Below are 20,663 nucleotides of genomic sequence, written 5' to 3'. Positions count from 1 at the left end.
TTTCATCTTCAGCCCATATGATAGAAAAGAAGGAGTGTGAGAAAATGGCTGTTCATATTGTTGTTGCTGGTGAGTATTTGTGGATGATTTCCAAAAGGTATGGAGTTTCAATTCAAACGATCGTCGAGCTTAATGGGTTGCCATCAGCTAATGCACTCGCCCCAGGGCTTGCTTTATATCTTCCAGATAATCTGCCGCCACTCCGTACGTATCGAATCAAAGCCGGCGATCATATCTGGAATTTGGCACAGCAATTCAATATTGATCCTGCGGCCATCCTTACGGCAAATCCAGGCATAAATCAAAATCAACTGATGATTGGCCAAATCATCAATATTCCTTCACCAATAAAAATGGATCTAGCGACGCTTGGATTTTTAGTTCCATCCGCTATAGCTGCCAATCTTGCAACCTTGGATGCTCTCGCGGAACAACTTACTTATCTAGCAGTGGTCGCTTATTCGTTTACCGAGGAAGGGTATGCTTTTAATATGGTCGAGGATACTGCCCTTATAGCAAGAAGTAATCAATTGAAGATTGTCCCATTATTGATGATCCGCAATTTGGCTGGAACTGATTTCAGTGCGGAGTTAGCAGGAAGGGTACTCGAAAACCCAACCTACCGTGCGAATCTAGTGGCGAGTATAGTGAATTTAACAACGCAGCGGGGATTTGGAGGCGTCAGTATTGATTTTGAATTTATTCCACCCGCTCGACGAAACGACTTTATTTTGTTTCTTGCCGCGTTAAAGAGTAGCTTAGGCGGGTTGATTTTACAGGTAAATGTTCATGCAAAAACGGCTGATATTCCGACGAATCGGATTATTGGGGGATACGATTATGCTGGAATTAGTAATGTTGTAGATTTGGTTGCGGTGATGACCATGGATTATGGATACCCAGGGGGACCTCCTGACCCGATTGCCCCAATCACGTGGGTGGAGCAAGTTATCAAATATTCGCTCACGCAGATTAATCCTCGTAAATTACAAATTGCCTTGGCATTGTATGGATATGACAAAGTGGTGGGGACGAATAAAACACGTGCTCTCTCTGTAAATGCGGCACAAAATCAAGCCATTTCTTTAGGCGGTCCGATTGAATTTGATAATCCTTCGAAATCGCCGTGGTATCGGTATTGGTCTGGCGGAGAGGAACATGTGGTGTGGTTTGAAGATATTCGCAGTTATATTGAAAAGTATAAATTAATGGATCTATATCAATTAGTGGGGACGACTTTTTGGCAAATCAGTTTGCCGGCACCTCAGAATTGGGCTTATCTTAGTAAGAATTTTAATGTGGTGAAGAGAATGGTGTGAAATTTCACTAGGGTTTTCGGGGGATTTTTCCTTTTGTTCCATTTTGGGGAGGTTTTGTGCTATTTTGGGATAGTTTTGTGTAATTATTACTATCTTTTGTGCGGTTTTTGAGGTGTTTTGTGCCATTTTTAAAGGGTTTTGTAAAATTAGACATAATCTGGAAATTTATAGGTTGTCCAATTAGAAATAACATCGATGATATTATTGGGTATTTTCGGACAAACTCTTAGGAAAAAGGAAAGGCTGGAGCCAAAGCTTGATTAACAGACTTAAATATTACACACTTATCTTCATTATCGTGCTAGCCCCAATAGTTCCTTCTACGAAAATAAATGCCATGTACGGCAACGAAAACATGATCCAGCAGATGAATCAACTACTCAATCAAGAACCAGCATTAAAAGGGGCAATTGCTGGGATAAGTATACGCTCCGCTACCGATGGAAAAATTATTTATGCCCATCATGGGGATGTCCGCCTAAGACCCGCTTCCAACATGAAACTATTAACGGCAGCTGCTGCCCTTAAAATACTTGGAGAAGACTACACTTTTAAGACGGAAATACATACGGATGGATCGATAAAAAAGAAAACACTGCACGGAAATCTGTATTTAAAAGGGATGGGCGACCCAACCTTATTGAAATCTGATTTTGATAAAATGGCTCTAGAAATCCAAAAGATGGGAATCAAAAAAATAAACGGAAATCTTGTTGGTGATGATACTTGGTATGATGATGTCCGCTACTCACTCGATCTGCCCTGGAGTGACGAAACGACCCATTACGGGGCACAGATTTCCGCACTTACCGCCTCACCGACGAGAGACTTTGACGCTGGATCGGTCAAGGTACAGGTGCAGCCTGGAACAAGACAAGGCGATAAGCCGTTTGTGAAAATGACCCCGAAGACGAATTACTTAAAAATAATCAACCACGCCGAAACTGTTTCAGAAGAAGGAAAAAAGGATATCACAATTGAGCGGAAACACGCTAAAAACACCATCATCATCGAAGGAACAATCCCGCTGAAAGCAAAACCAGAAAAAGATTGGATCGGTGTATGGGACCCAACAAGATATGCCGTGGCCCTATGGAAACAATCATTACAAGAACACGGGATTACCGTGAAGGGTAAACTAACAACAGGAATAGTGCCTGACACCGCAAAAATGTTAACGACCCATCAATCGATGCCATTATCTGAGCTCTTGGTTCCTTTTATGAAACTGAGCAATAACGTCCATGCAGAAATTTTAATTAAGGAAATGGGTCGAGTCGTGCAAGGGGAAGGCAGCTGGGAAAAAGGCCTGAAGGTATTAAAAACAGAGATAGTCAGATTTGGTATTAACCCTAAAACATTGGTACTCCGGGATGGTTCGGGAGTTTCCCACGTTGATTTGATTCCGGCTAACCAACTAACGCAACTGCTATTTGCCGTTCAAAAAGAAAAGTGGTTTCAGAGCTATCTTCATTCATTACCGGTCGCTGGCGCAAATGAGAAGATGGTAGGCGGTACCTTAAGAAATCGGTTGAAGGATCCAGTTGTCCGAGGAAAAGTGAACGCCAAAACAGGAACCATCTCAACGGTGAGTTCCATCTCAGGATATGTTAAAACAAAAAGCGGCCAAACCTTAATTTTTTCCATTTTGCTAAATAACTTAATGGAAGATTCAAAAGGAAAAAAGGTGGAGGACCAACTTCTTACTATAATAGCCAATCAATAACCCCGCAGCCATTCCTTCAAGGATTTCGCCAGGAAATCGAGTTGAGCAAGAAAAGTAGGGGAAAATAACTTCTTGAAAATTTAAAGTATTGATTTTACTATTAATATAATGATAAAAGAGTTAAACCCATGGGAGAGCCAAATGAATATGAATATGAATAAAAAACAAGGACAACTTCTATCTGAGCGTTTTGAGGTTGCCTTCAACCAAGTTCACGATGCATTGCGGGATATCGTTCAAATTAATGATGACAGATTCGTCGTACTCGTGAAGGTGGGCGCTAAAAAATATCAAATGATTGATACCTATAAAAAGGACTTAGAGCAATATGCCCGGCTTCGGAACGCGATTGTGCATGAGAAAATGGAAATTGGTTTTTATATTGCTGAGCCTAATGCAAAGGTCGTTTCCCATATTGAAAAAATTGCCCATGTTTTTAGCCGTCCTAATTATGCCTTGTCGATCTCCACGAAAAATGTTGTGTTCTTTGATGATCGTGACAGTATCTTAAAAGTTACCGACGCAATTAAAAAGTATGGTTATTCGAAGTTTCCCATCTATAAAAACAAAAAATGTGTGGGCTTACTTACATCCAGTTCAATTGTAAAATGGATGTCTCAAAATATGGAGAGCAGCCTGATAAATTTAGCCGATATCCATGTATCCGATATAATGAATTACGAGAAAGAATATCCGATAGAGATCGTTCCAAAAGAGATTAATATTTTTGAGGTTGAAAATATTTTCGAAAAAGCACATAAGAAGAAACGGAAAATAGAAGGTGTCATCATTACTGAAAATGGGAAAGGCGAGGATGCCCCCCTGGGCATGATTACAGCATGGGATCTCATTCAAATTGATTACACTTTGGAGTGAGAAAAAGGAGCAACCTAATGGTTTGCTCCCTTTGTATTTTAAAGATTATGCTTAAAATTCAAACTCGCTTAATTGGTCCATATGGGAGGCAATCATTGCGATTATGGTAGTTGCTTCTTCCTTGCTAAAAATAAAATGGGACTCATCTCTGATTAATTCATCATCTGTTGTCCATATCCGGTTGACACGTTTGAGGACCCCGTCACCAGTGGCTTGCACCAACCCGAATTGATAGGTCACTTCGACTTCATCTTCATGTTTGAAAGCTGTTACCTCCGGTGTGGACCATTCCACATCAATTTCCTCAAAGATGTCGTCACTGTTGACTTGTTCTGCTTCATCATACTCTTCATCTTCATCATCCACATAAACAGTTTCGATCACTTCATCATCATTATATACTTCGGGAGTCTGAAGATAGACCCCATCATCTGTATAATGATCATCGCCGTTCATGTAATCATGCAGACTGGCATGAACTTCCTCGATAATGTCTTCTATGTCTGAAAGGATGACCTTTGCAGTATGTCCGGTGTCCACATCGAAGGTATCGATGTAAAATTCCTCATTTTGAGGATCAAAGAACAACGAGCAAAAATAATCACGCTCTAGTTCTTCGGTATCAACATCTGCGGTATCGACATAAAACTCAATCCTCGGATGTTTGGCAGCTCTTTCAATTGTCATTTGACCAACCTGATCATATTCTTCACAAATAGATTCCAGGTGTTCTTGCAGTTCTCCACTTACTCTGTCAAACCATTCTAACGACATCAAACATCCCATCCTTTCATAGTTAATCAAGGTTATTATTACCAGATTTGAAAAATATATGTCTTTTCATTTAACATGGAAGGAATAATAAAATAAGATAAATGGTAGGAAAGCAAGAAACGTCCACAGGCTCTATACGTGTGGACGTTTCTTTTGAAATATAGACGTTAAGGTATTGTCAAGGCTATTTAACAAGCACTTTGGAATTTTCGTATTCTTCTTCCGTTACTTTTTTAACTCTCTCACAAAACTGAACGACGATCTTGTCGCTTGCGAAGAATAAAAATAATTTGAGGAAGCCTTTTAGCGGTTTGTTCGTACAGGTGTATGTAAAAAGAGTTTTCTGTTCATTGATTGCGGATAATTCATACAAAGCGGTGATCTCAAACATTTTTGCCAGCGTAAAGCCCACTTTCAATTTCTTTTTAGCAGGAGTATTTACATATTCTAATGTCTCAACATCATACTCCTCAATTCGTTTTCCTTCTTTATATCTTTGGCGATAGATGCTTCCCACGCCTTCCGTAGTCACTTTTACAGCTTGATGATCTACGACTTGCGGCATTATTTTTTGCATTTCCTCTAGTGTTCCATCTAGCAATTTCCATACCTGATCAATAGGTGCATTGATTTCAATTTCCTTCATCCACTCTTTCAACCATTATCACCTCGTGCTCATTTTTTGTATTTAAATTATTATTCTATATGGGATGAAAAATATCCTATTCTTTCCTCCATTTATGAGTTATTACTATAAAACCTAAGGAACCATAAGAGAAAAATAAACATCATTGCTGGGATTATGTATTTCAGAAGGAAGATTTCGTGCCCGGTGTCCTTTACGATAAAAATCCCGCACCCGGGATTACCAACCAGTCCATAGAAAAGGCCGTAAGCAACATTTAATCCGTAGTGGAGACCAGTATCTGCCCAAACCGAGCCAGTTTTATAGAATGCGAACGTTAAAGAAAGACCTAATATAATAGAAAAAATAATATTGCTCAGGCTAATGCCTGCGTACCAATAATCATCTAGCGCGTATATCATGATACTGATTGTGAAAACCCAGAAGACTGGAGGTAAGGATTGCCTAGTTGAACTGGGACAAGGTTAAAATATAAATCAAGAATGACAATTCCTGCTATTCCCTTAACTAAATTTTTAATTGTTTCACACCACCATTTTTAGAATTTAAAGAATATAGTTAATTTTACCTTCTTTTTAGGTAAAATCAACCAATTTTTCAATGAGCATCTTGGAATTGGATTTCACTCGCCTTGTGTTACTATATAAATTATTCGAAGAAAACGAGGTGTCGATATGAAAATTGAAGTTTGGTCTGATTATGTATGTCCGTTTTGTTATATAGGCAAACGCCGATTAGAATTGGCTTTAGAGCAATTCCCCCACAAGGATCAAGTAGAAGTAGAATTCAAAAGCTTTGAACTTGACCCCAATTCTCCTAAAAATATCAGTCAAAATATTCATGAAGTTTTGGCCGGAAAATATAGTATGAGTGTTGAACAAGCGAAACAAGCAAATCAAGGGGTGGGGCAGCAAGCAGCCACTGTTGGGTTGAATTTTAATTTCGATGAAATGAAGCCGACTAATACCTTTGATGCTCACAGGTTGGCCAAGTTTGCACAAACACAAGGGAAAGAAGCGATGGTCTCAGAAAAGCTTCTTCAGGCCTATTTTACAGACTCAAAGCATATTGGGGATATAGAAACGCTAGCTGATATTGCTGAAGCGGCAGGTTTGAATCGTCCAGAAGTATTGAATGTCCTTCATGATAAAAATGCGTTTGCGACTGATGTCCGCCAAGATGAATCTCTTGCACAGCAGTATGGGGTTCGTGGTGTACCGTACTTTGTTATTAATCAAAAATATGCCATTTCAGGTGCCCAACCGACAGAGACCTTTATGGGAGCATTGCAAAAAGTCTGGGAGGAAGAGTCTCCGGTACCAGTGCTGCAAGATCTATCCACCGAGGAAGATGTTAGCTGTGCAGATGGCAGTTGTGCTATTCCTGAAAAAAAGTAGATATTTATCCATAAATAATGATGGGAAAGGAAACTTAGTTTCCTTTCCCATTTGTTTTTTAAAGTACTATTAGCGTCTGCGAACTCTCAAATTCCACATGTTGCCGCCTTCCCAACAACGATTGATTAGAGTATTGGTACGAGTATCTCTACGCCATCCTGTCCATTTGCAGCATCTTGAAGTTCTTCTTCTTGAAGTTCTTCTTCTTGAAGTTCTTCTTCTTGAAGTATTTCTTCTTGAAGTATTTCTTCTTGAAGTATTTCTTCTTGAGGTATTTCTTCTTGAGGTATTTCTTCTGGAAGTATTTCTTCTTGAAGTATTACGAATTCTTGAAGTATTACGTCTGGATGTGTTCATGCGTGATGTCATGCGCTGACGTGAAGTTCTTCTTCTAGATGTTCTTCTGCGTGTTGTACGGCGATTATGACCTGGGTCACGGAACAAAAAGTCCCAGAAATCACCTTGTCTTACTTCATCTGCCGCACTTTGAATATCTTCTGCTGAAAAATCACTCATATTAACTTAGCACCTCCTTTAAGCTTGAAAAGGGAGCACGAAAACTAATTCACATTTTTGTCCAGGAAACTCTCTCTTCTTCTACTAAAATACGTATGTACAGGTACATTTGAATGAGAAAACAGCCTATTAGCGAAAAAAAAGCTGTCCAAACGGGACCTCTAACTGTCGACTATCATACGAATATAGGAAGGAGGAGTATAAAATGGACGAGACTGCAAAAGTACCGCAATACAAACTTTTTATTAACCCAATGGATCTGCGGGAGCTGAGAAGGGATATTTGGATTGATGAACCGATCCCGGCCCAATTAACGGTTGATGGGAAACGACTCGAAATTGATGTTGCCTATCGAGGATCCCATATCCGCGATTTACCGAAAAAGTCTTACCAGGTTTCCTTCTATAAACCTAAAACATTCCGAGGGTCCAAACAAATTCATTTGAATGCTGAATTTAAGGATCCTTCATTAATACGAAATAAACTATCATTTGATTTCTTTGCCGAGCTAGGCGTGTTATCGCCGCATTCGCACCATATATTCCTTAATCAAAATGGAAAAGCAGAAGGGGTCTATTTGGAAATTGAAGCAGTAGATGAAAATTTCTTAAAAAGAAGGAACTTACCTACTGGCAGCATTCATTATGCTGTCGATGGGGATGCGAACTTCTCACTGATGAGCGATTTAGACAAGGAAACCAAAAAATCGCTCAAATTAGGCTATGAAAGAAAAGTTGGCGGGCCGGAAGATGATTATTACTTACAGGAATTTATCTTTAGCATCAATACGCTTTCAAAAAATGAATTCGAAAAGGAAATTCAAAAATTTGTAGACATTGAAAAATATCTTCGCTGGGTGGCCGGTGTAATTTTCACATCAAACTATGATGGTTTTGTTCATAACTACGCCCTTTATAGGAATGGAGAAACACGCCTTTTTGAAATGATCCCGTGGGATTATGATGCGACATGGGGCAGGGATGTAAATGGAAAGATTATGGAGCCTGATTATGTACCAATAGATGGCTTTAATTCATTAACCGCACGGCTTTTATATGTCGATTCCTTTCGGAAGCATTATCGGAGACTCCTTGTGGAAATAATGGAAAAGCAATTTACAGTAGCAAATATGATTCCGAAGGTAGAAACACTGACACAATTGATTCGGCCATATGTCATACAGGACCCATATAAAAAACAAAATATGGATATATATGACCAAGAAATATCGGTCATAACGAATTATATCGAGGATAGAAGAAGGTACATTAATAGAAAATTAGCCAAACTAGATTAATATATCAAGAGGAAATGGTGCTGTCTGCTAATCGGACGGCCGTTTTTTTTGGCGCAAAAAAAAGTATACGTAGGAAATCACAGAGATATGTCGAAATTTTAAACTATCTGTTATTTTTAGGAAGTATTTTCTATGAAATGTTAACGAATACTTAACACTTGAAGAACTTAGTTTGGCTAGAAATGAAATTTATGCAAGACATGGCCATATTTTTAAAAAGGGTTCTTTACAAATCTATTTCGATCGGAAATCATGTGGTACAATCTAGACCCATATTATGACGATACAATAAGTAGAATTGAAAAGTACAATGTAAATTTGATTAAAAGCCGAGAGGAGTTTCTAAAGTAATGTCAAGGACAGCAAAGATAGGGATTACTTGCATCATCCTTCTAGCAATTATTCCTGTGTATTTTTACCACAATTATTCAAATGAGGATGGACAAGATACCTCGAGGAAGACTGTAAAGGTGGAACAAAAAGCGACAAAAACAGCATCGACTGAACTAGAGACAAAAACGACTGAAACGACCATGCCAAACCAAGATAACGATGCAGCACCAAAAAACGAAGTACCATCTAAAGCAGAAACTAGGAAGGAAGGTCAAGACACAACGAAAATTCCAGATGAAGAAGAAAAAGAAGAAGGACCAAAAGACTTTTTAGTGGTCATTGACCCGGGACACCAACAACGCGCAAATATGGGGCAGGAGCCAGTCGGTCCAGGTGCAGCAGAAACCAAAATTAAAGTTACAGGCGGAACCTCAGGCGTTGCAACAGGGAAGCCAGAATACAAATTAACGTTAGAAGCATCGCTAATTTTAGGCGAGATACTTGAAAAAAGAGGGGTAAAAGTCATCTACACCAGAACAAAGCATAACGTTGATTTGAGTAACAAAGAACGAGCCGAAATTGCCAATCGAGATAACGCTGACTTATTTGTTCGGATTCATGCGGATGGATCCACCAACCGAAATGTAAGAGGTCTCTCTGTCTTAACTCCTTCTAGGGATGATAAATTTACAAAAGCAATTTTTCAGGATAGTTTAAAGGCTTCTAAGCTTATCCTTGATGAAACCCAAAAAAATCCAACAGTAAAAGTAAATGGAATTTCATATCGCGAAGACTTATCAGGCTTTAATTGGTCACAAGTGCCTAGTACGTTAATTGAAATGGGCTTTATGAGCAATCCGACCGAAGACAACAACCTGTCAGACACAAGCTATCTTACCAACCTACTCACCAACATTGCCGATGGGATCATGCTCTACTCAGACAGTAAATAATAGCTATAAGAAATAGGTGTCAGGCACTACTATCAGTGCCTGACACCCTTTTATTATCTAGGTTAAATCTCTTTGAAAGGAAAAATCAGACGGAGAAATGGGCATCTTTTTAACATCTTTTGCGGTGTGCTGCTTCTTTAGTTTTTTTTTTTTTAAGGAGTTTGCTAAAGGATTTAAACACCGCTGATTAAGACTCTTAGTAAAGTCACATTAAACACAGTTAATAAAGTAAATTTAGCCCCATATTTGATAAATTAGAAAAATTTTAAATTTGGTGTCAGGCACCAGCTTATAAAAAAATCACCTAATTGATTGAAACATTTCTCTGTTTAGATTCGTCTAATTTTTGCATATATTTACATAATTTAAAATTAAATCCAAAAGGTTAATAGATTGTGAGGGTAGTACATGAAATTTGTTCGTTTTCTGAAAAAGATAATTGTTTTACTTTTGAAGTGTATCGTTGCTGTTGAAGTGTTGATTTTAGTCGCGGTTTTTCCTGTGTTATTTGACAATCTTACCTTTAACTTAACGGAATATCTTCATGGCATCTATGAATTAAATAATAGGGTCTTTACTTTTAGTGATTTCTTCACTGCTGATGGTAGAAACTCTTTATTTCCGGTGATTTTTTATACATACCTAGATTCCATGAAAATGCTCGGTTTAAGTTTTTTTACTGCATGTGTGATCGCGTTTTTCATTGCTTATCTAGGACTTATCTTTTTCAAACATAAGATGAAACATTTAAAAGGCATTCTTGAGGCAGCTGAGTCAATCCCTGATTTAATGCTGATTCTTTTACTGCAATTTGCAGTTATTATCATCTATAAGGAAACAGGGATAAAACTTGCCAGAGTCGTCACCCTGAGAGAAGAGGCAATCCTTCTCCCTGTTATCAGTCTAAGTGTGCCGATTAGCTTTTACATAACTAAAGTCCTGATCCATTACATTGAGGAGGAATTGGAGAAACCTTATATACTTTTAGCGCGGGCAAAAGGTTTTACTTTTTCATATATCCTAAATGTTCATGTACTCCGTAATATTATTGAAGGAATGTTTGGGACCTCGAAGACCATTTTCTGGTCCATGCTGTCTACTTTATTAGTAATTGATTACTTGTTTAATATGAATGGGTTACTACGAATGATGTTAACTGGAAAGGACCCGTTTTTTATTGGCTGTATTTTGATCTTTGTTCCATTTTTTATGATTTCTCGGATTTATGAATGGGGCAGTTTTGAGAACAGAAAGGATATTCAATAATATGTTCCTATTTTTAATTAAAAGAAAAAGGTTCCTAATTAGTGCACTATTTTTGGTAACCTTGTTTACGTTAAGTATCTTAAATACTATTGTAAATGATGGGGAAATCAGACAAGTTAAGTTTCATTCTGATGAACAAGGAAATATCATAGACAGACCTCCCTATCCGCCTTTTTCCGTTTTTTTCTTTGGAACCGAAAGGTATGGATATGATTTGGGGCATATAATGATAGAAGGGGCGAAATGGACGATTGGAATCACTATTATTATCGCCATTTGCCGGCTGCTATTTTCGATTGTTTTAGGATCTTTTATATACTCGTTAAACAAGCGTATTTACAACGGTATGAAAACTTTATTTGAACCTTTTTCTGTTGTTCCGCAAACCATTATTGCTTATTTTATCTTGTACAGTGTATTATGGATGCCGCTTGAAGGGTTTCATACACCTTTTTGGAAACGTGCCTTATTTGAAACTTTCATTCTAGTAATGATTGCCATCCCGAATTTGAGCCTTCATGTCGGCAATGAAATGAGGCTAATCGAGAAAGAGTCTTTTATCGAAGCATCAAGAACACTTGGCGCGGGAAAAACCCGTATCTTTTTTAAACATATTGTCCCTCATGTGTATGAAAAGTGGATTTTATTATTTGGGCAGCAATTTATTCAATCCTTACAGCTTCTTGCACATCTTGGATTTATGAAGCTTTTTTTTGGAGGGACACATTATGGTGATCAAGATACACCTCCACGAACGATTTCCTATGAATGGTCTGGTGTTATTGGCAGTGATATCAGTTATCTTTATACACAGTCTTGGATTGTTCTTGTACCAATCGGCTTCTTTATCATTACCGCCATCTGTGTTGCTTTGATTAATTCTTCTTTGTCTGCCTTTTTTAAAAGCAAGGCAATTAATCAGACTAGAAAAATAAATGAATCCTAAGGGTGGGGAAGAGATGCTGCGGAAAGTGATTATGGTTACGGATACGGAAGAAAGTGTAAAAAATGCAATAAGAGAAATCCTAAAATCGAAAAATAAGGGTCACGAATATGCGCTTGATTTAACAAGAATTAAGGATAAGGAACGAAAAACAGAGATTATGAAAAAGTTAACGAGATTTTAAGCACATGGAAAAACTTTATAGCAAGTCGGGCCATGCCATCATTGCTGCTATTAAAGTCAATAAGCCTTGAATAAAATTTCCAGTTTTAGAAAGCATATGTATAATGCATATGTTTTTTTGTTCTTTGTGTATGAGTAAAGAGGAACAGAAACACAATATTCGGAGGTTTATCATGCATGCAGGAAATTTCCTTACATCATTCCATATACATATTTTTATCGTTATCAGCTATGCTTGTAATCATTTTATTGGTTACTGCCATGTTTGTTCGAACAGGTTCCCGGCATTCCGAGCAACTTCAACTCAATGAACAGTATTACAAATCATTATTCGATCAAAATCCAGATGTCATCATTACCTTTGATTTAGAAGGAAAATTAATAAGTGCCAATCGAGCAGTGTTACTGTTCGGTTTCACGACTTCAGATTTAATTAATAAACCTTTTACTGCGTTTCTAGTTCCTAATGATATTGAACGAACACTTTCTCATTTTAAACAGGCAGTCTTGGGTCTTCCTACTACATATGAGTGTTCAATATATGATAAGGAAGGGAATCAGCGAGAAATTAGGGCTACAAATATACCGATTATTATCAATGATAAAGTAATTGGTGTCTACGGAATCATTAAAGAAATTACCGAGCAAAAAAAAGCACAAAAAAACCTTATGGAAGCCGAAGCAAAATACAGAAGTTTAGTTGAAAATTCATTGGTAGGAGTTTATATTTTTCAAAATGAGAAATTAGTTTATGTTAATCCACGGATTTGTGAAATGACCAGTTACAATGAAAAAGAGCTCTTGTCACTAAACTTAGCGCAGATAATTTATTCTGAAGACCTGCCGATTATAACTGAAAATATAATTAAATTAATTTCGAATGAAGTGTCAACAATTACAGACCAATATCGAGTTATCCGAAAAGATAAAAGGGTGATAACCTTAGAAATTTATGGATCAAGCATTGATTATGATGGGAAAACGGCAATCATCGGAACGGTTATTGATGTTACGGAAAGAATAAAAACAGAAAATATGATAAAGCATATGGCCTATCATGATCAATTAACCGGGCTCCCAAACAGATACCTGTTAAGGGAGAAACTCGACGGCCTAGTAAAACGTTCAAGAGAACGTCATGAAAATTTTACGTTGCTGTTTTTGGATTTGGACCGGTTTAAACCCGTAAATGATACGTTTGGGCATGAAATAGGTGACAAATTACTCATTGAAATTGCAAATAATCTTAAAGATCTAGTTGATCAAAACGATATTATCTCCAGGTATGGCGGTGATGAATTTACGGTTCTGCTTTCTAATTCAAATGTTCAAAGAGCCCGTGAAGTTGCTCAATCTATCCTATTCAATTTATCTGAACCATTTTATCAAAGTCACAACGAGATTTTTGTAACACCTAGTATCGGGATTAGTATGTTTCCTGAACATGGTGAAACCTTTGATACATTAATAAAAAATGCTGACTTAGCGATGTATTTTGCAAAAAGCCTCGGAAAGAATAATTATCAATTTTTTACAGAGGATTTAAAAGAAAAATCTCATCATGAATTAGAAATAGAAGGCCATCTGCGTAAGGCATTAGAAAGAAAACCGGTTTCCTCTGCGACAGGTATGAATTCCGCAGGAGTAATAAATCCTTTTTGGGGATGATTCCAACGAAGCAATGCTTCTGCTCTAATCAATTGATTGCTTTCAAGGTTCCAACAAAAGTGTATTGAAGCCCAAGGGTAATATTTTAGTAAACCGCTTCCTGTGAAAGCGTTTGAAAAAAACTTAATGGAAAGAAGTAAGATTAACTAAATCCAGAACATATGCGAAAAGCATATGTTTTTTTGTTTTTTATAATAGTGATATAGCCAGAGGTTTAAGCAAAACAGATAAAAACACCAAGAATCCGCCTATTTTTCATATTTATTCACTTTGTCCATATCGACTCTAACTTATCTTCATATAATTACAAGAAAACTATTTTAACTGGAGTTGAGGTGTTCTAATGAGTGAGAATGTGTTAGTGATTGCCGCTCATCCTGATGATGAGATTCTTGGGAGCGGCGGAACCATTAAGAAGTTAATTAATCATGGCTATAAGGTAATTACTGTTATTGCTGCTAAGGGACGTAAGGAAGAGGAACATCGGATTCAGCCATTAATGCTGCAGGCAAACAGACAATTAGGGGTGGAAGAGGTGCTATTTTTGGAATTACCCAATCTTCGATTGGAGACCATCCCTCTGGTGGAAATCAACAAATCTATCGAAGGGCTTTTGGACAAATATGCTCCTTCAATGATTTTCACCCATCATTATGGTGACACCAACAAGGACCACCAAATTTTGTTTCAGGCAGTGTTAACAGCAGCCCGGCCGTTGCCTGGAAAAAAACCGGTTGAGATTCTTTGTTTTGAAACGGTTTCTTCCAGTGAATGGAGCCAACATACAAATGATAAAGAATTTAAACCCAATTATTTTGTTGATATTACAGATACCATCGACGACAAGCTCAAATCTCTTCACCATTATGATGTAGAAATGAGACCCTTCCCACATCCACGTTCCTATGACGGAGTGGAATACTTAGCGCGCGTCAGAGGAATGACGGTTGGGGTCGAGTACGCGGAAGCTTTTGAAATCATTAGGAGGGTATGGAAGTGAGAGATGAACTACAAAATGATCAATCTTTTCAGCCGACCCTTTTTCCTTACCTAATCTCTGCTATGGATCAATATTATGGGGTCAGTGAGCCTTATGAAGAAGAATATGAGATAGAAAGGTGGTGGCCAATCGATTCACCAGAACTACAAAACAAAAAAATGAAGATATTAATCACAACGTTTTGGGAATATCCAATGATCGGTGGCCTGCAGAACTATATCACTTCACTTAAAACTGGCTTAGAAAATTTAGGACATAGTGTTGATGTAATCGCACTAAACTCTTTTCAGTCAGAGGAAATGAAGGCATTACGCGATCGATCTTCCGAGCAATTCGAACAATTTTTTAACAATCGGTATGGAAGCAGTAATCGAAAAATACTACACAACTTCAGCAAACTATACAGTTATTATACGATGCTAAAAAATATTAATCTGGCAAAATACGATATTATCCACGCACAAGATCGATATACAGCAAATGTTATGGGGATCCTAAACCAATCCTTTCAAATACCTCTTCTTTTTACACCTCACGGATTTATGACCCAAAACAGATTAAAGTTTAACTTGATGGAAAAAGGTTCGCTTGAGGAAATCTATTTTTCCGCCATTGATAAACAAGCCATTAAAAATGCCAATCAAGTAATCGTCCTTTGCGATGTCTTTCGCCCAATTCTAAGAAATTTAGGCGCGGAGGAAAATAAAATAACCACTGTTTATACTGGGATTGATTTTGGTGGAGGGAATAATCAGAAGAAAAATAAAAAAAGCCAACGCAACACGGTAATTACCTGTGTCTCACGCCTACGCCCCCGTAAAGGTCATGAGTATTTATTTAAAGCGCTTGCTCTTATTAAAGACAAGATGAAAAATGTAGAAGTACGGATTGTAGGCGATGGTGAGATGAGAAATACACTCGAAAAGCAGGTCAGTGAGTTGAAATTAAAAAACGTAACATTCTTAGGAAGCAGAGAAGACGTACCAAAATTGTTAAGGGAATCAGACATTTTTGTTCTGCCAACCACGAGTGATACGCTGCCAATCTCAATAATTGAGGCAATGTTTTCCAATCAGGCAATACTTACGACTAATTGTGGCGGCATTCCGGAAATTATTAAAGATAACTATTCAGGATTTATAGTTGAACCAGCTAATCCAAAGCAACTTGCTGAAAAGTTATCGCTCCTTTTGCGAAAAGAATCACTTAGGACAGAATTAGCGGGCAATGCACAGGCATTTGCGCTACAACATTTAACCGTTAGTAACATGGTCCAAAATATTGAAGAAATCTATCAATCATTATTATGAAAGGGGGAAAAAGCAATGAGACATGATGTTCCTGCCGTTGTTCTTGATCTAAGTGCAACCGGGATAGGGATTGTGAGGAGTCTAGCGAAAAAAGGGATAAAGGTATATGCCTTTGATACGAAAGGAAAATATGAAATCGGAAAAACTCGGTTTGCCACTTGTGGAATTTGTCCAAATCCAGTCAGTGAGGCGCCTGCATTAATTCTATTTCTTACCAGTATGGCACAAAAGTTTGGACAAAAGGCCGTCCTGTATGCGGGGTCAGATGACTTTGTTCAGTTTATTTCAAAAAACAGATTTGTCCTTTCACACTACTATCGGTTTATATTACCTAAACACACATTGGTCGAAGCCGTATTAGATAAAAGATTAACGTATGAATTGGCCCTGAAATCAAATGTGCCATGCCCCAAAACATACGCTATAAATAACGAAGAACAGTTTGAGCAAATCATCCATCAAATTACCTTCCCTTGTATATTAAAACCAGTTTATTCTTCTCATTTCCGCTCAAATATCGATCATCGACTTTATAAGAAAGCCATTGTAGTAGAACAGCCTTCCCAATTGAGAGAAGAATACCTTTTTTATCGGCCATTCGGTGAACTAATGATCCAGGAAGTCATCCCCGGTGATGAGGATTGTATTTATTCCGTCAAAACATTTTTTGACGAAAAGATGAATTTAATTGGCTTGTGGATGAACCAAAAATTACATCAATTTCCTCCTCATTTTGGATCCACTGCTCTTGCCCTTAGTATTAGGGACGAAGAAGTCATTCAACTCGCTACTACCTTTCTAAAAGATATTCAATTCAAAGGTTTGGCTATTGCCGAATTTAAACGGGACCCAAGAGATGGGAAATTGAAATTTATCGAAATCAATTCAAGAATAGGTTTAACTCAAGCATTATCGAGTGCTTGTGGGGTCAATTTGGCCTACTTGTATTATTTATCCCTTACCGGGCAAAATCCAACACCAGTGACAGTGCAGAAAGAAGGGGTCAAATGGGTTTACTTTGTCCGTGATTTTCTTTCCTTTCGCCAAAAACAAAAAGCTGGGGAAATGAAATTTTTTGAGTGGATAAAGAGCTTATCTGGAAAAAAGGTTGAGGCACTATTTGCTTGGAATGACCCCATGCCATTTGTTCGTAGCTTTGTATCCCATTTGCGAAATTTATGGGGGAGACAGTAAGAAATGACAATATTGGGAGGGAACTTTCTGTTTGAATAGTTTAGAAGAGATCATTAAATGTTGGAAGCAATTTGATTGGGAAAAAAAGCTTAATAAAGTTCTTGGTAAAAAAGTAAAATTGCTCGAAGAAAGAATAGAATGTCTCAAAAATTCACGGGAAAAGACAAGTATTTGGAAGTTGGTACTTTCAGATGGTCAGGACATCATTCCGATTGTGCTTAAAATATACAAACTGCCATTGAAAGAAAATCACAGGCTGGAAATCAATATGTATCAAAAAGCCTATAAGATATACCATGAGTTTATGCCGAAATTGTATTGGATTGAACCGAAGGTAAATGGTAATGAAACATGGATGTTTACTGAATGCTTGCGGCCACTAAGAGGACAAATAAAATTAACTCCCGAGCATTTAGAACGAATTATCCCAATGGTAGCAAAATTTCATGCTATTACGTTTAAACAACGATTTTTGCAGCATGCAAATCTATTTGACTCCTCTCTGCCTTATTTTGATTCTGACGAGAAGATGAAGGAACGAACGAAAGGAGTCAAAAAAGCACAAGAGAGCCTGGAATTGGCAATGAAAGATCCTAATTTACGAGAATTGGTGGAACCAAGGTATAAAATGATCAAACGAATTTTAAAAAAGGGTCCTGTTTTTTTTCCTGAAATTACTGAAGGTGGTCAATGTCTTATCCATGGAGACCTTCATGTACACAATATTTGCTGTGAAAATGCGAATGATGAAAATGAGAATTGGAAAGTGTCTCTAATTGATTGGGAATCAGCAAAGCATTATCCGTGTTGGTATGATTTGGTCGTTTTGGTTGAATTACTAATAGATTTTCGCTCAGATTGGCAGCAGAGGGAAGAAGAGATTCGGAGGAAATGCGTTCAGGTTTATTGCCAGGAAATGCAGAAATATGGAATAACCTTCAATGAAGATCCACTCAACCTGCTTAAAAAGGCCTATTTACAAAGAACACTAGAAAAAAAGCTTTCCAGTCACTTGCAAAAAGTGCTTGATGGAGGAAAAAGCTCACTTCTTAAGAGATACCTTGAGAAAATTGAGGTTTGGGGAAAAGAACTAGGATTATAGAAGTGGAACAACTAATGTCTAAAACCATTAAAGGAGTTTTTTGAATGGAAAAGATTGGACATTCTTCTTTAAGAATAAAAAAAGATGGTTGTGAGTCTGGATGAAGGTACTCGTGACTGGGGGAGCTGGTTTTATTGGTTCCCATGTTGTTGATTTATTAATTCAATCTGGGTATGAACCGATTGTTGTGGATAATTTAGTGTCAGGTAATAGAGAATTTGTCCAACCCAATGTTCGTTTTATTAATATGGATATCTGTTCTCCACAAATAGAGACTGTATTTATAAGGGAAAAACCGGATTTTGTGATCCATTTGGCAGCACAAGTGGATGTTGCCTTTTCCGTACAAAATCCAGTCGGTGATGCTACCCAAAATATTCTTGGCACGATTCGTTTATTAGACTGCTGCCATAAGTATAATGTTCAAAAATTCATATTTGCATCTTCCTGTGCCGTATATGGGGTAAAAGATGACTGTAGTATAAAGGAAACATTCTCCATTCAGCCTCAATCCTTTTATGGGATCAGCAAATATTCTTCAGAACTATACATTCAGACCTTTAGTCAACTTTTTCAACTTCCGTACACAATCCTTAGATATGCGAATGTTTACGGCCCTCGCCAATCATCTAAAGGAGAAGGTGGAGTCATCTCGATATTTTTTAAAAAGGTGCTAAATGGTGAATTGCCATATATATTTGGAGACGGAGAACAAACGAGAGATTTTGTGTATGTGAAAGATGTCGCGTATGCCAATATAATGTCCATTGAAAAGGGGACAAATGGAATTTTCAATATCGGCACTAATTCTAAGACAAGTATAAACGATCTATTTCAGGCAGTTAAATCACTCACTTCTACCAATATATCGCCCATCATGATGCCTGAACGAAAAGGGGATATTCGTTATAGTCAATTGGATAATACCAATGCTGTGAATCTTTTGTCTTGGAAACCAATCTTTGATTTGCAAACAGGATTAAACGAAACTTTAAAGTATTATAAAGGAACAACAAATACAAGGACATAAATTGGACGAAAAATATAGAAGGAGATTAGAGATGAAAGATTTTTATAATTTAGTAGCGAAAAATAACGGTAAAGTAACAATTCAAGACTTGAGCGGTTATAAAATGATTGGGAAAGGTGCAGATGGATCTATTTTTCAATTGACACCTGAGACGTGTGTCAAAGTATATGTAAATGAAGATAACCAAAAAAAGGAACTAAGCGCACTGCAAATAGGACAATCGAGTTCTGTTATTCCCCGACTTTATGAGTATGGTTCAAATTATATCGTGATGGAGTTTGTGAATGGAGGTAATCTTAAAGCTTACTTGAAAAAGGAGAAACAACTTCCTGAATCAATTGTAAAAAAGATTTTATTCATGTTAGATGAATTAAAAAAGATTGGTTTTGCTAGACTGGACACAGAGGTCCGCCATATTTTTTTTAATGAACGTGAAGAAATAAAAGTGATCGATCACAAAAGGGCTTTGTATACAGTAAGGTCTGTCCCAACTAAAATGTTTACAGGATTAAAAAAACTCGGTTATTTGGAAGAATTTTTAGCACATGTTAAGAAGATCAACCCTTCCTTATATAAGGAATGGAAGAACCATAAGATAGAATAATAAGGTAATCTTTTAAAAATTTAAGGTTTTAAAAGGGGGCAGTGGTTTATATGGTTAATCACTGCTCTTATTTTTGGAAAAAATTTCATCTTGAATTTATAGTAAAGGACATGCTATTATGTAAAAGTTCTCTTCGAACGAGTAAAATATTTTAATTAAAAAATATGTTGACTTATTTGTGAGAATTATAGTATAATATTTTTTGTCGCTTCTTTATGATGTGACTTTGTTCTTTGAAAACTAAACAAACAAAATCGTGCAAACAAACAATAAATTTAGTTTCGAATACGAAACTAAGCCAACGTAACAAAATGAGCTAATCAACTTTCTTGGAGAGTTTGATCCTGGCTCAGGACGAACGCTGGCGGCGTGCCTAATACATGCAAGTCGAGCGAATTGATAGGAGCTTGCTCCTGTTGGTTAGCGGCGGACGGGTGAGTAACACGTGGGCAACCTGCCTGTAAGACTGGGATAACACCGGGAAACCGGTGCTAATACCGGATAATCCTTTTCCTCTCATGAGGAA

At 37.4% G+C, this 20,663-nt stretch carries 19 protein-coding genes, 1 rRNA gene and 3 pseudogenes; 18 read left to right on the top strand and 5 right to left on the bottom strand.

Annotated elements, in window-relative coordinates; all coding sequences use genetic code 11:
• The first annotated feature begins 44 nt into the window (after positions 1–44).
• From KW850_RS30045 to KW850_RS30035, 3 genes are all read left to right on the top strand, one after another.
• Positions 45–1,319, top strand: coding sequence for a LysM peptidoglycan-binding domain-containing protein (locus KW850_RS30045; protein ID WP_218351348.1), 1,275 nt, complete (start codon positions 45–47; stop codon positions 1,317–1,319).
• A gap of 256 nt (positions 1,320–1,575) precedes the next feature.
• Positions 1,576–3,045: a D-alanyl-D-alanine carboxypeptidase/D-alanyl-D-alanine endopeptidase gene (gene dacB, locus KW850_RS30040; protein WP_256358539.1), complete on the top strand. Its 1,470-nt coding sequence runs from the start codon at positions 1,576–1,578 to the stop codon at positions 3,043–3,045.
• Between the two features lie 141 nt (positions 3,046–3,186).
• A complete protein-coding gene (locus KW850_RS30035) occupies positions 3,187–3,921 on the top strand; it encodes a CBS domain-containing protein (RefSeq protein WP_256358538.1) in 735 nt (244 codons plus the stop codon).
• Positions 3,922–3,972: 51 nt separating this feature from the next.
• On the opposite strand, the gene KW850_RS30030 is transcribed toward KW850_RS30035, so the two are convergent.
• From KW850_RS30030 to KW850_RS34400, 3 genes and pseudogenes are all read right to left on the bottom strand, one after another.
• Positions 3,973–4,695, bottom strand: coding sequence for a hypothetical protein (locus KW850_RS30030; RefSeq protein WP_218351347.1), 723 nt, complete (start codon positions 4,693–4,695; stop codon positions 3,973–3,975).
• Between the two features lie 184 nt (positions 4,696–4,879).
• Positions 4,880–5,353 (bottom strand): SRPBCC family protein, encoded by a 474-nt coding sequence (locus KW850_RS30025; RefSeq protein WP_218351346.1) that lies wholly within the window; start codon positions 5,351–5,353, stop codon positions 4,880–4,882.
• Positions 5,354–5,433: 80 nt separating this feature from the next.
• Positions 5,434–5,754, bottom strand: a pseudogene (locus KW850_RS34400) (hypothetical protein); the annotation flags it as partial.
• 261 nt (positions 5,755–6,015) lie between these two features.
• On the opposite strand from KW850_RS34400, the gene KW850_RS30020 reads away from it, so the two are divergent.
• Positions 6,016–6,738, top strand: coding sequence for a DsbA family oxidoreductase (locus tag KW850_RS30020; protein WP_218351345.1), 723 nt, complete (start codon positions 6,016–6,018; stop codon positions 6,736–6,738).
• A gap of 69 nt (positions 6,739–6,807) precedes the next feature.
• On the opposite strand, the gene KW850_RS30015 is transcribed toward KW850_RS30020, so the two are convergent.
• Positions 6,808–7,254, bottom strand: a complete 447-nt coding sequence (locus KW850_RS30015) for a CotG/ExsB N-terminal domain-containing protein (RefSeq protein WP_218351344.1) — start codon at positions 7,252–7,254, stop codon at positions 6,808–6,810.
• Between the two features lie 205 nt (positions 7,255–7,459).
• Here KW850_RS30015 and KW850_RS30010 point away from each other — a divergent pair, with 205 nt between their 5' ends.
• The 7 genes and pseudogenes from KW850_RS30010 to KW850_RS29980 form a co-directional block, all read left to right on the top strand.
• Complete coding sequence (locus KW850_RS30010) at positions 7,460–8,551, top strand: CotH kinase family protein (protein WP_218351343.1); 1,092 nt, start codon at positions 7,460–7,462, stop codon at positions 8,549–8,551.
• A 169-nt stretch (positions 8,552–8,720) separates the two neighbouring features.
• Positions 8,721–8,819: pseudogene (locus KW850_RS34395) on the top strand (YARHG domain-containing protein); the annotation flags it as partial.
• An 82-nt stretch (positions 8,820–8,901) separates the two neighbouring features.
• Entirely contained in the window at positions 8,902–9,837 is a 936-nt protein-coding gene (locus KW850_RS30000) for an N-acetylmuramoyl-L-alanine amidase family protein (protein WP_256358537.1), read from the top strand.
• 408 nt (positions 9,838–10,245) lie between these two features.
• Positions 10,246–11,103, top strand: coding sequence for an ABC transporter permease subunit (locus KW850_RS29995; protein ID WP_218351341.1), 858 nt, complete (start codon positions 10,246–10,248; stop codon positions 11,101–11,103).
• Between the two features lie 226 nt (positions 11,104–11,329).
• Positions 11,330–12,049: an ABC transporter permease subunit gene (locus KW850_RS29990; RefSeq protein ID WP_218351340.1), complete on the top strand. Its 720-nt coding sequence runs from the start codon at positions 11,330–11,332 to the stop codon at positions 12,047–12,049.
• Positions 12,050–12,062: 13 nt separating this feature from the next.
• Positions 12,063–12,230, top strand: coding sequence for a hypothetical protein (locus KW850_RS29985; RefSeq protein ID WP_218351339.1), 168 nt, complete (start codon positions 12,063–12,065; stop codon positions 12,228–12,230).
• Positions 12,231–12,406: 176 nt separating this feature from the next.
• Positions 12,407–13,744 (top strand): annotated as a pseudogene (locus KW850_RS29980) (PAS domain-containing protein); the annotation flags it as partial.
• 44 nt (positions 13,745–13,788) lie between these two features.
• Here the strand turns inward: KW850_RS29980 and KW850_RS33670 are convergent.
• Positions 13,789–13,911: a hypothetical protein gene (locus tag KW850_RS33670; protein WP_308128882.1), complete on the bottom strand. Its 123-nt coding sequence runs from the start codon at positions 13,909–13,911 to the stop codon at positions 13,789–13,791.
• 329 nt (positions 13,912–14,240) lie between these two features.
• Here KW850_RS33670 and KW850_RS29970 point away from each other — a divergent pair, with 329 nt between their 5' ends.
• The 7 genes from KW850_RS29970 to KW850_RS29940 form a co-directional block, all read left to right on the top strand.
• Entirely contained in the window at positions 14,241–14,897 is a 657-nt protein-coding gene (locus KW850_RS29970) for a PIG-L deacetylase family protein (RefSeq protein WP_218351337.1), read from the top strand.
• Entirely contained in the window at positions 14,894–16,207 is a 1,314-nt protein-coding gene (locus KW850_RS29965) for a glycosyltransferase family 4 protein (RefSeq protein ID WP_308128881.1), read from the top strand. The genes KW850_RS29970 and KW850_RS29965 overlap by 4 nt, the downstream gene beginning before the upstream one ends.
• Positions 16,208–16,222: 15 nt before the next feature.
• Positions 16,223–17,401: a carboxylate--amine ligase gene (locus KW850_RS29960; protein ID WP_218351335.1), complete on the top strand. Its 1,179-nt coding sequence runs from the start codon at positions 16,223–16,225 to the stop codon at positions 17,399–17,401.
• 31 nt (positions 17,402–17,432) lie between these two features.
• Positions 17,433–18,503, top strand: a complete 1,071-nt coding sequence (locus KW850_RS29955) for a phosphotransferase (protein WP_218351334.1) — start codon at positions 17,433–17,435, stop codon at positions 18,501–18,503.
• 100 nt (positions 18,504–18,603) lie between these two features.
• Complete coding sequence (locus KW850_RS29950; protein ID WP_218351333.1) at positions 18,604–19,533, top strand: NAD-dependent epimerase/dehydratase family protein; 930 nt, start codon at positions 18,604–18,606, stop codon at positions 19,531–19,533.
• 31 nt (positions 19,534–19,564) lie between these two features.
• Positions 19,565–20,137, top strand: coding sequence for a kinase (locus KW850_RS29945; RefSeq protein WP_218351332.1), 573 nt, complete (start codon positions 19,565–19,567; stop codon positions 20,135–20,137).
• 326 nt (positions 20,138–20,463) lie between these two features.
• A 16S ribosomal RNA gene (locus KW850_RS29940) occupies positions 20,464–20,663 on the top strand; the annotation flags it as partial.

The organism is Bacillus sp. sid0103, assembly GCF_019219025.1.
The sequence above is the reverse complement of the archived record's forward strand: the minus strand, read 5'-3'. Positions and strand labels throughout refer to the sequence as shown.